The 11210-nt window shown below is 33.3% G+C and carries 10 protein-coding genes; 3 read left to right on the forward strand and 7 right to left on the reverse strand.

Going from position 1 to position 11210, the window contains the following annotated elements; genetic code table 11:
• Nucleotides 1-37: 37 nt before the first annotated feature.
• The 4 genes from gldD to mutY are packed head-to-tail and all read right to left on the reverse strand — an operon-like array spanning nucleotide 38 to nucleotide 3467.
• Nucleotides 38-625, reverse strand: a complete 588-nt coding sequence (gldD, locus tag AC4FRF_RS01540; protein WP_491157682.1) for a gliding motility lipoprotein GldD — start codon at nucleotides 623-625, stop codon at nucleotides 38-40.
• The gene (locus AC4FRF_RS01545; RefSeq protein ID WP_491157683.1) at nucleotides 618-1916 is read right to left on the reverse strand and encodes a gliding motility-associated protein GldE; all 1299 of its coding nucleotides are present in this window, start codon (nucleotides 1914-1916) and stop codon (nucleotides 618-620) included. The genes gldD and AC4FRF_RS01545 overlap by 8 nt, the downstream gene beginning before the upstream one ends.
• Nucleotides 1917-1939: 23 nt before the next feature.
• Complete coding sequence (locus tag AC4FRF_RS01550; protein WP_491157684.1) at nucleotides 1940-2380, reverse strand: single-stranded DNA-binding protein; 441 nt, start codon at nucleotides 2378-2380, stop codon at nucleotides 1940-1942.
• Nucleotides 2381-2432: 52 nt separating this feature from the next.
• Nucleotides 2433-3467, reverse strand: coding sequence for an A/G-specific adenine glycosylase (mutY, locus tag AC4FRF_RS01555; protein ID WP_491157685.1), 1035 nt, complete (start codon nucleotides 3465-3467; stop codon nucleotides 2433-2435).
• Between the two features lie 134 nt (nucleotides 3468-3601).
• On the opposite strand from mutY, the gene AC4FRF_RS01560 reads away from it, so the two are divergent.
• Nucleotides 3602-3892, forward strand: a complete 291-nt coding sequence (locus AC4FRF_RS01560) for an HU family DNA-binding protein (RefSeq protein ID WP_007805026.1) — start codon at nucleotides 3602-3604, stop codon at nucleotides 3890-3892.
• A gap of 379 nt (nucleotides 3893-4271) precedes the next feature.
• A complete protein-coding gene (locus tag AC4FRF_RS01565; RefSeq protein ID WP_491157686.1) occupies nucleotides 4272-5816 on the forward strand; it encodes an Rne/Rng family ribonuclease in 1545 nt (514 codons plus the stop codon).
• Between the two features lie 208 nt (nucleotides 5817-6024).
• Here the strand turns inward: AC4FRF_RS01565 and AC4FRF_RS01570 are convergent, their stop codons facing one another.
• Nucleotides 6025-7191 (reverse strand): MFS transporter, encoded by a 1167-nt coding sequence (locus AC4FRF_RS01570; RefSeq protein WP_491157687.1) that lies wholly within the window; start codon nucleotides 7189-7191, stop codon nucleotides 6025-6027.
• 129 nt (nucleotides 7192-7320) lie between these two features.
• Between AC4FRF_RS01570 and AC4FRF_RS01575 the strand changes: the two genes are divergently transcribed.
• Complete coding sequence (locus AC4FRF_RS01575) at nucleotides 7321-8157, forward strand: AraC family transcriptional regulator (RefSeq protein ID WP_491157688.1); 837 nt, start codon at nucleotides 7321-7323, stop codon at nucleotides 8155-8157.
• A 3-nt stretch (nucleotides 8158-8160) separates the two neighbouring features.
• On the opposite strand, the gene pbpC is transcribed toward AC4FRF_RS01575, so the two are convergent.
• Nucleotides 8161-10536: a penicillin-binding protein 1C gene (pbpC, locus tag AC4FRF_RS01580; RefSeq protein ID WP_491157689.1), complete on the reverse strand. Its 2376-nt coding sequence runs from the start codon at nucleotides 10534-10536 to the stop codon at nucleotides 8161-8163.
• A 65-nt stretch (nucleotides 10537-10601) separates the two neighbouring features.
• Nucleotides 10602-11192 (reverse strand): transposase, encoded by a 591-nt coding sequence (locus tag AC4FRF_RS01585; RefSeq protein ID WP_491157690.1) that lies wholly within the window; start codon nucleotides 11190-11192, stop codon nucleotides 10602-10604.
• Nucleotides 11193-11210 lie beyond the last annotated feature (18 nt).

An 11210-nucleotide genomic window follows, 5' to 3' on the forward strand; every position in this document is an offset into this window, starting at 1 on the left:
GTGAATGCTTTCTTGTTTTATATAAAATTACTGAATCCTATTTCCAAGACAAAGTCTCTACCAAACGCTGCATATCATTTTTAATATAACTCGCCGCTGGCATAATAGAATCAAAATTAGGTTTAGCATAAAAGTAAACTGAACCCGTAATAAAATGTTTCGTACTATCAGTCACATAAAACTGAGAATTAGTTGCTGCATTACCATCTACTTGATAAAACATACCATACACCTTTCTTTCTGGATTTAAATAGGGTTGTTCTAAAATATCATCGGCTTTTATAACATGTTCGAAAGTGAGTTTTTGAGCATCACGCAACAATTTATTAAGATTACCATTTACAGGTTTATAAGTCAAATAAATAGTTGCTTTCATCTTAGGATATGAAATTGTAAAACCACAATCCTTCCCTCCTTTTATGACAGCTTTAGCATTCATATCAAATGTAAAAGGACATTGATTTTCAAAATGAGCATATTGTGCGATTGGATAATCCAACCTTAAATAACTTGCCGGCTTAGGCAACACATTATCTTTACAACTTGAAAACAACACTAATCCAAAAAAACCAAAGACAACTGACTTATACTTGCTTTTTTTACACACCTCTTTTATATTAAACATCAATAGTAACTTTTATCTGTTTGATACGTTTTTTATCTACAACTTCAATGGTAAAAAGGCAATTCCCAAAAGAAATTTTTTGTCTTTTGGCTGGAAAATTACCTGAAATTTCCAGAATAAATCCCGCTAGTGTCTCAGCCTCTCCTTTTTGCTCTTCAAATGCTTCTTCATCTACATCAACAATTCTATAGAAATCTTTCAAGTTTATTTTGCCTTCAAAAAGGTAATTTTTATCGTCAATTTGAGAAAAATTAATATCTTCATCATCAAACTCATCACTAATATCTCCCACAATTTCTTCGATTACATCTTCTAATGAAACCAAACCAGAAGTTCCTCCATATTCATCCACAACGATTGCCAAATGACTTTTCATTGCCTGAAAATCTTTCAATAAATTATCTAACTTCTTATTCTCAGGAACAAAAAACGGTTCTCTTATTAATACTGTCCAATCAAATTCTTTTTTATCTATATGCGGCAATAAATCTTTAATAAACAAAACTCCCTCGATTTGATCGATATTATCTCGATATACTGGAATTCGAGAATAACCTTTTTCTAAAATTTTTGTATAAATCGCATCAAAGGTTTCCGTGATTTCCAAAGCAAAAATATCAATTCGAGGACTCATTACCTGTTTGGTATCGGTATTCCCAAAAGAAACAATTCCTTCTAATATTTTTTGTTCATCGGTCGAAGTTTCATCGGTTGCTGTCAATTCTAAAGCCTGAGATAATTGATCCACCGAAAAATTAGTCTTTTGTTTTCCTAATTTATTATGTAAATAAACCGTAGCGGCACGCATGGGTATACTTATAGGAGTAAGAAAATGATCTAAAACAGATATAGGATAAGCAATGTTTTTAGCAAACTTAACATTGTTTCGGCTTGCATATACTTTGGGTAAAACCTCTCCAAAAAGTAGCAGCAAAAAAGTTACAATAATAACTTCAAAAATAAACTTCAACAAAGGTGAAGTAATAGCTGCAAATAAATCGGAACCAATAAAAGAGAATAAAATAACGACGCCAATATTAATAAAATTGTTAGCCACAAGTAATGTTGCTAATAATTTTTTGGGTCTTTGTAGTAACTCAGAAAGTAATTTTCCGGTAGAAAGATTTTCCTGTAATGTATCGTCGAGGTCTTTTTGCGAAAGCGAAAACAAGGCTACTTCGGCTCCCGAAACTACTGCTGAACAAAAAAGCAACGCAAATATTCCGGCAAAACCGAACAATAGATTTACATCTAATGTATAAACAAAATTTAAACTGGGCTCTGGGTCCAAATTACAAAAGATTAGTTAAACAATTAAAAAGGCAAATCATTAATAGGCAAACCTTTATTAGGTGTGTCAAAGTTAGTGTTTTTGGAAGAATCTGGATTCTGAATTGGTTTATTATTTTCAGCATCTTTTTTCGTTGTTAAAAAAGTAAACTCTGTTACCTGAATCTCGGTAGTATGTTTCATTGTTCCATCCTCAGCCTGCCATTGACGGGATTTAATCCTTCCTTCTACATAAATTTTATCTCCTTTTGACAAATATTTTTCGCAAATTTCTGCTGCTTTATTGCGTACCACAAGATTATGCCACTCGGTCGAAACAATTCTCTCATTAGTTGTTTTGTTAATATACACTTCGTTTGTAGCCAATTGAAATCTTCCAATACAATTACCTCCATCGAAATAATGCATTTTAACATCATCCCCCAGATGACCGATAAGCATCACTTTATTCAAGGTTCCATTCATAATATAGCAACATACAATTTATACCAAAGATACATTTTTTACTCCTTATTCTCTATTCCGATTCAATAAAATTATGAATCACAATAGGAAAAGGATACTGTTTTAATTCTTCTTTAGAAATTCCATTCTCCACCTTACCTTTTACATTCAACTTCCAAAATTTAATATGCAAATGCTGATGCGACAATTTATGCACTATACTTTTTTCATTACAAGCACGCATACTTATAATAGGATTAGTAAAAAATGATTCTTGCTGAACAGCATTAGACACAAACTCAAAATCTTCTTCTTGCAAAGTTTCAATCAAGGGAAACTCATATAAGTTATGCCAAATTCCTTTTGCCGTTCTTTTATTCAATATCGTATTATCATTCTCATCCGAAAGCACCAAATAATTAAAGTATCTATTTCTAACTTTCAACTTCTTTGATTTCACTGGCAATTGATCCACTTTCCTTTTTTGGAGAGCGGCACAACTATCATTAAAAACACAAATTGTACAATCGGGATTTTTAGGCACACATTGCAAAGCGCCAAATTCCATGATGGCTTGATTAAAAATTGCTGGATTGTCTTTTGGCATTAATTCAAAAGCCAGAGCAGCAAATTCTTTTTTGGCGGAAGTCTGAGCAATATCAGTTTCTACATCAAAATAACGAGAAAGCACTCGAAACACATTGCCATCTACAACCGGCACCGCTTCATTATAAGAAAAAGAAGCAATTGCAGCAGCAGTATAATCACCCACTCCTTTTAACTGTAATAAGTCCTTATAGTTATCCGGAAAAATTCCGTTGAGTTCGGTCGCTATATATTGAGCGGTTTTATGTAAGTTGCGGGCACGAGAATAATACCCCAAACCTTGCCATAATTTCAAGACTTGTTCTTCTTCGGCTTTAGCCAAATCAAAAACGGTTGGAAAAGCAGTTGTAAAAGACAAAAAATAAGGCATTCCTTGTGCTACTCGCGTCTGTTGCAGCATGATTTCGGAGAGCCAAATATGGTACGGATTAGTTGTATTTCGCCAAGGCAAATCACGTTTATTTTCTAAATACCACTTTATAAGCAAGTTATGAAATTTCATTATTAAATATTTGTTCACAAAAGTAAAAGTTTATGTAATTAAAATTTAATGAATTAGCTTGAATAATTGTTTTTTAAATTCATATATTTGCACACTCAAAAAAATTATTACAGAATAATAAATAAGGAAAGAAAATGACGAAAGCAGATATCGTAGCGAAAATTTCAGAAAAATTAGGTCTTGAAAAAGGTGATGTGCAAGCAACAGTAGAGACTTTTATGGAGGAAGTAAAAACTTCATTAGAAACTGGAGACAATGTTTATTTAAGAGGTTTTGGTAGCTTTATCGTAAAGACAAGAGCTGAGAAAACAGGTAGAAATATCTCAAAAAACACTACAATTAAAATACCTGCACACAACATTCCTGCTTTCAAACCTGCAAAAGTTTTTGTAGAAGGAGTAAAAACAAATAACGAAGCAAAATAACATTATTAATCATAAAATCTAAAAGATTATGCCAAGTGGTAAAAAAAGAAAAAGACATAAGGTAGCTACTCACAAACGTAAGAAAAGAGCGAGAGCTAACCGTCACAAAAAGAAAAAGTAGTTTTTAACTACTTTTTTCTTTTTAAACGTTCATTGAAATTTGGATTTCAGACTTCAGATTTTAGATTGCAGATTGCAGCATAAATTGCCTACTGCTTTCTGAACACTGCAAACTGTTTTCCTCCGGGTTAATACCTGTTCAAAATATTGTTTAATCCATCCTTGTAGAAGTTGATGGTTAATAGTTAATGGCTGATGGTTTTTACCAACAACTAACAACTAACAACTAACAACCAATTCTTGGATAAAAATTTACAACGTGAATAAAGAATTAATCATTAGATCTAGTTCTGATTCCGTAGATTTTGCCTTATTAAAAGATGGAAAACTAATTGAATTACACAAAGAAGAAGAGACAAGCAACTTTCAAGTAGGCGATATTTTTATTGCCAAAATAAGAAAACCTGTTGCCGGACTTAATGCTGCTTTTGTAAATGTAGGCTTTGAAAAAGATGCCTTTTTACATTATCACGATTTAGGACCTAATCTAACTTCCCAACTGAAATTCATAAAACTTGTAAGCGCAGGTAAAATAAAAGATTTCTCCCTAAAAAACTTTCAGTTTGAAAAAGAGATAGACAAAGATGGGACCATTACCGATGTAATAAACGCCAATCAATCTATCTTAGTACAAGTTGTAAAAGAACCAATATCTACCAAAGGACCGAGAATTAGCGCTGAGCTTTCTCTGGCTGGACGTTTTATTGTATTAGTTCCTTTCTCTGATCGTGTGTCTATTTCTCAAAAAATAGAAGACAAAAAAGAAAAAGACAGACTAAAAAAACTTGTACAATCCATCAAACCAAAAGGATTTGGTGTTATTGTTCGCACAGTAGCCGAAGGCAAAAATACAGCCGAATTAGAAAAAGATTTGCAGAACCTGCTAAGCAGATGGACTGCAATGTGTAAGAAATTACCAACTGCTCATCATCCCTCAAAAGTATTAGGCGAACTCAACCGAGCTTCCTCTATTCTTAGAGATGTTTTTAACGATACTTTTACCAGTATCCAAATAGATGATGAAGAGTTGTACCAACAAACAAAGGATTATTTGCAAGAAATTGCACCATCCAAACAATCTATTGTGAAGTTTTATCAATCAAACGACACACCCATTTTCGAGAAATACAATATAGAGAGACAAATCAAAACTTCCTTTGGAAAAACCGTTTCCATGAGTAAAGGAGCTTACCTTATTATTGAACACACTGAAGCACTACACGTTATTGACGTAAACAGCGGAAACCGTTCTAATAAAGCGACTAATCAAGAAGACACAGCCATGGAAGTGAATATGATTGCCGCAGCCGAAATAGCCAGACAATTGCGTTTGCGCGATATGGGCGGTATTATTGTAATCGATTTTATCGATATGTCAAATCCCGAAAATCGCAAAGTCTTGTTCGACTTCCTTCGAGAAGAAATGAGCGACGATAAAGCAAAACACAAAATCTTACCTCCTAGTAAGTTTGGATTAGTCCAAATTACCAGACAAAGAGTAAGACCAGAAAGAAATATTAAAACCAGAGAAGAAGATCCAAACGATATTAAAGGCGAAATTGAAGCGCCAATTTTAATTATCGACAAAATCCAATCTGACCTGGAAAGAGTTCTAAAAAACCACAAAAAAGTAGTACTAAATGTACATCCGTTTGTGGCTGCTTACCTCAGTAAAGGTTTTCCATCATTACGTTCAAAATGGTTTTTTGAACATAAAAAATGGGTGAAAATTATACCACGTGACGCTTACACGTATTTAGAATATCATTTCTTTGACAAACAAGGAAATGCTATAAAAGACTAAACAAAAAACCGCTTTTCGAAAGATTAGCGGTTTTTTTGTGCGTCATTGCGAGGCAAGAAGCAATCGCACAATTAAATTAATTTCACTTTTACATGGAACTTTTTCCAGCTATCCGTTACAATCTTTATTGTTTTAAAGAAAAACAATAAAGGATTTCCCCTTCTATCTGGGCTAGGAATTTTGATTCCAAATAAACATTTTCTAAAATTTAAATACTTGCCAGCTTCAAAACACGTCTTTTTCTTTGTAGAAAAATGACAGTAAATAACACACCAAGCATAGACATGGTAATTCCCACCAAATTAGGAGAAGCATAACTAAATCCTGCAATCAAAGGTAATCCACCTAAAAAAGCACCTAATGCATTTCCCGTATTAAATGCCGCCTGAATAGCTGCCGAAGCAATCATCTCAGCTCCTACTGCTGTTTGGATCATCAGTGTTTGGATGGGTGCCGCTACAGCAAATGCAATACATCCTGTAGAAAACACTAACAATAAACTCACATATGGATTTGTAGAAAAGAAGAATACCATCAACAAATCAAACGCCATAACGGTCAACAAAATAATTATTGTTTTTTCAGCTGAATATTTATCGGCTAATTTCCCTCCAATAAAATTTCCCAACACCATTCCTAGACCAGCAAGCATCATAATATAAGGCACATTGGAAGCAGCAAAACCAGAAACTTCAGTTAACAATGGAGCAATATAACTTATCCAACAAAACAAACCTCCAGCTCCGATGGCGGTAATAAGAATCACCAACCAAGCTTCGGCTTTCTTAAAAAACTGCAACTGACTCATCATACCTTCCTTGTTTTTAGCTTCCACATTGGGCATCCAAAAATAAAGTGAAGCCACAGTCAAAGTTCCAACAATAGCAATAATAATAAACGTATAACGCCATGAGAAATGGTGCCCTATAAATGTACCAATAGGTACTCCAATCAGATTCGCAATAGTCAATCCGGCAAACATAACCGAAATGGCTTGGGCTTCTTTTCCTTTATCTGCAAGCCTACTAGCCACTACCGCTCCAACACCAAAAAAAGCTCCATGTGGCAGTCCCGACAGCAATCGTACCGCAAAAAGAAATTCATAATTAGGTGCAATAATAGAAAGCGAATTAAAAACCGTTATCATCATAGCAAGAATCAAAAGCGTTTTTTTAGGAGGCAAATTTCGAGTAAGAATCACTAACAATGGTGCACCAATGACTACTCCAAGTGCATAAGCCGAAATTAAATGTCCTGCAACAGGAATGCTTATTTTTAAATTAGAAGCAATATCAGGTAGTATTCCCATCATCACAAACTCCGTAATTCCTATAGTCAAACCACCCAAAGAGAGTGAAAGCAAACTCTTTTTCATTTTTATTCTAAAAAAATTAATACTAACGAAGCATTGATTTTACTGCAACGTCTATTTTACACTGCAAATTTATAGACCAGTAATTCAATAAAATTGTAATTTTACCTCATAAACTTGCAACTATCGGTTATGAGAAAATTAAATCAATTTGACACCTTAGTCATTGACGAATTTGAAGAAGACCAATTTCATCTTCCAGCGCACAGTCATACTTATTATGAAATTATTTATATCATCAAAGGATGTGGAATTCATCGTCTAAACAACAATTTACTTCCATATCAAGCTGGTGATTTATTTGTGCTTTCAACAGATGACGAACATTATTTTGATATTCAGGAACGAACACGCTTTTTCTTTATAAAATTCACCGATACTTATTTTAATTCGAATAAAAAACTTTCCTGCGACGAGTTTTTACTAAACACACCCGAAAATTTCATGAGGAATAAATCTCTGAAGGAAAATGTTTTAAAACTGGACGAAACATATGCTGTAATATTAAAAAATACTATCGACAACATCCGAACTTATAACAATAATTCAAACATTTCGACTTCGCCCATTGCTTTTTACCAAATCCTATCTATTTTTGGGTTAATTAAAGAAAGTTTACAACAGCAAAATATAAAAATTGCCCATTCAGGAGTAGATAACGACCAAATCATCTCTTACATTCATCAGAATATTTACAAACCAAAACTGGTACAAATAAAAACAATTTCAGCACATTTTAATATTTCTCAGAGTTATTTTGGCACTTATTTCAAACGAAATTTTACGATAAGTTATCGGGAATATTGTAACAAACTCAAAACGCAATTAATTGAAAAACGAATTTTAAACAAGCAATTATCCATGAAGCAAATTGCTTACGAATTTGGTTTTACCGATGAAAGTCATCTTTCTAATTATTTTAAAAAACAAAGAAACATCAAGCCAAGTGCGGTTAAAAAGAAGAAATAACAGTTATTCTCTTATAATTTCAATTCTTCTATTAATTTCATTTCCGTTTTCATCTGACACGGTAATATAATGAATCCCTGAATTTACTTCTACAGGCATTTCATGAAAGGTTTTTGTAACTCCTTTAAATACATTATCAACATACCAAAATAGTTTTGTTTCTCTTTGCGAATGCGCTACTTTTAAAATCACAGGCTGGATTTTGCTATTAAAATCCTTGGTCAAATATATTTTACTATTTGTTTTAGGATAAATAAAATCCATTGATGCCGTATTTGTTGCAGCACAATCAGCTCTAAACGGAGGCAACGATTGGTATTCTATATGGTGACTTTTATAATACCATTCCATAACCGGCGGCAGAACAAACCAATTCTTCACCACCATATTTTCAACATTCTCACAACTACTATTTACTCTAAATTGCTCCGTTTTATCCAAATGAACTATTTTGTGATAGGGACAAATAGCTGTGGAACTTCCTTTTAAAGCAACTAATTGTTTTATTTTTGGACAACTTTCCTGAGCTAAATAACCACTCAAAGCACAAACCTCAACTTCTCTCAAATCTTTGTATGGTGTAGCAAACCATTTTTTTCTTGGCAATAAATTAAAAACATCAAATAAAATAGGTGCTGCACTTGTAACTCCAGTCAAAGTAGGCCTTCCTTCTCCTGTAGCATTTCCTACCCAAACCCCAACTACATATTTTGAATTTGTTCCAATAGCCCAAGCATCCCGATTACCAAAACTAGTTCCTGTTTTCCAAGCAATTTTTAAAGCACTGTCATAAAATTTCCAAGCCTCGTCTCCCTCTGGACGATTGACTTCTTCCATTGCATTATAGGTTAACCAAATGGATCCTGCTCCCAAAATTGTCTTTTGGTTGCTTTGTTTTCCAAAATCGGTTTTAAAATCATGTTGAATATTCAATTCCGAAAACTCTTTAGTTCTATATTTCCCCTGATTTGCATTAAAATAACCTACTGTTGAAGACAAACCGGCATAAGTTCTGCACAAATCCCAAAGATTGCTTTCGGCGCCCCCTAAAATTAATGATAACCCATAATGATCTGGAGCTTTAGATATATCGCGCAATTTAAATTTTTGCAATTCTTCATAAAAATTATTTACTCCAAAATCTTGTAACATCAAAACAGCGGGAATATTCAAAGAGCGGGACAAAGCTCTATGTGCAGGAACAGCACCATCAAAAGTAAGATTGTAATTTTGAGGCGCATAACCTGAAATTTGCGTTGGAATATCTGGAACTAAAGTATTAGGTAACAATTCTCCATCATCCAGCATTGCAGCGTAAAGCAAGGGCTTTAAAATACTTCCTGTACTTCTGGGCGCATCAATAATATCAACATCTTTTTGATGATTGTTATCTGTGGGAGAATTGCCTACATAACTTATTATGTTTCTATTGGAAATATCCACTACCAAAATAGCCAAATTATAGACTTCGTTTTGTTTGTATTGATTGTAATAATATTTAGCAATCTGATTGACTCTGTTTTGCAATTCGACTGCTACTGTTGTTTTTACACGTTCACCTTCATGATTTCTAACAACTCGTTGCAACAACTGAGGAGCTATTTGTGGTAAATCAAATGGTTTTTGAGGTAATGGTTCGGCTATCGAAAGTTCATAAGTCTGTTTATCTATGACAGCTTCTTTCTCCAATTTCAACAACAATCGATCGCGTTTCTCTCGTAATTTTTGCTGGTTTTTCCCTGGATAAATTAAACTTGGCGCATTGGGTAAAACCGCTAAAGTAGCGCATTGAGCCCATGACAATTGATGAGATTGCACACCAAAATAACGCCATGAAGCCATTTCAAGTCCTACTACATTTCCCCCAAAAGGAGCATGAGCCACATACAACCCCAGAATTGTTTCTTTAGAATGACGCAACTCTAACCTTGTAGCAAGAATCACTTCAATTATTTTTTCAAAATAGGTTCTGCTTTTTCCTTTTCTAGACAAACGAATGACTTGTTGAGTTAATGTGCTTCCCCCACGAACTACTTTCCCAGCGGCACTATTTTGCTTCATTGCATTAAACATAGCAACCGGATTAAACCCAGGATGCTGATAAAAATGTTCGTCTTCAAAATAAACAATACATTTTTTAAATTTATAAGGAATACTATCCTGTTCCGGAAAACGCCACTGTCCGTCTCTGGCAATTTTTGCCCCAAGTAATTCTCCTTCTTTACTTTCAATAACTGTAGAATAAGGTTCTTGAAATAAAGTTATTGGCAATGAAAAATAATAAACCACCAATAGCAAAAAAGCTATTGATGATTTAATTTTATTTTGTTTTATCCAATGAATAAAGCGTTGCAAAAACGCAATAAATTTATCTTTCAAAGTATTGTTATTTATATTTATAGATCAAACAGGTTGTAAAAACCTGTTTGGTCTATAAAAACATTTTAATCATCTATTCTATCAATTTCAGCAATTATGCCTTCATATTTTAGTTTACTTTCATCATGATGGAATCTAAAATTTTCTAACCCTCCAAATAGATCTAGAATGAAATCTCTTTGAACATTAGTTTCTTTATTAGACAGATACGAACGATAAGAAGAATGAAGATAATTTTCAAAATTATTAGAAAACTTGTGTTTTACAGGATTTAGATGAATATAAATGACCAATTGCTTTAAATATTCTTCATCTTCAACACGATTCCTTTTCAAATGTTCTTGAAACAGACTCCCAACTCTACCATAAGTTTTATTAATACTTTTTGCATAAGTATTAAACATATTAGAAAAAGGCAAATGAACTTTAAACTGATATTTTGCCGGCAACTCCTCCATTTCTTTGATTCTAATCAAGAGATGAAAATGATTTTTGAGTAAACAATAGGCATAAACATCGGCAATTGGCAGGAGATATTTCTGTATCAACATTAAGAAATAATTGTAGTTCCGCTCTTCAAGGAAAATATTTTCTGAATTATTCCCTCTATTGTAAACATGATAATAGGCTCCTGGTTCAAAAACATCTTTTTTCATCTACAAAATTATTATTTA

Source organism: Flavobacterium sp. ST-158, from assembly GCF_058309975.1.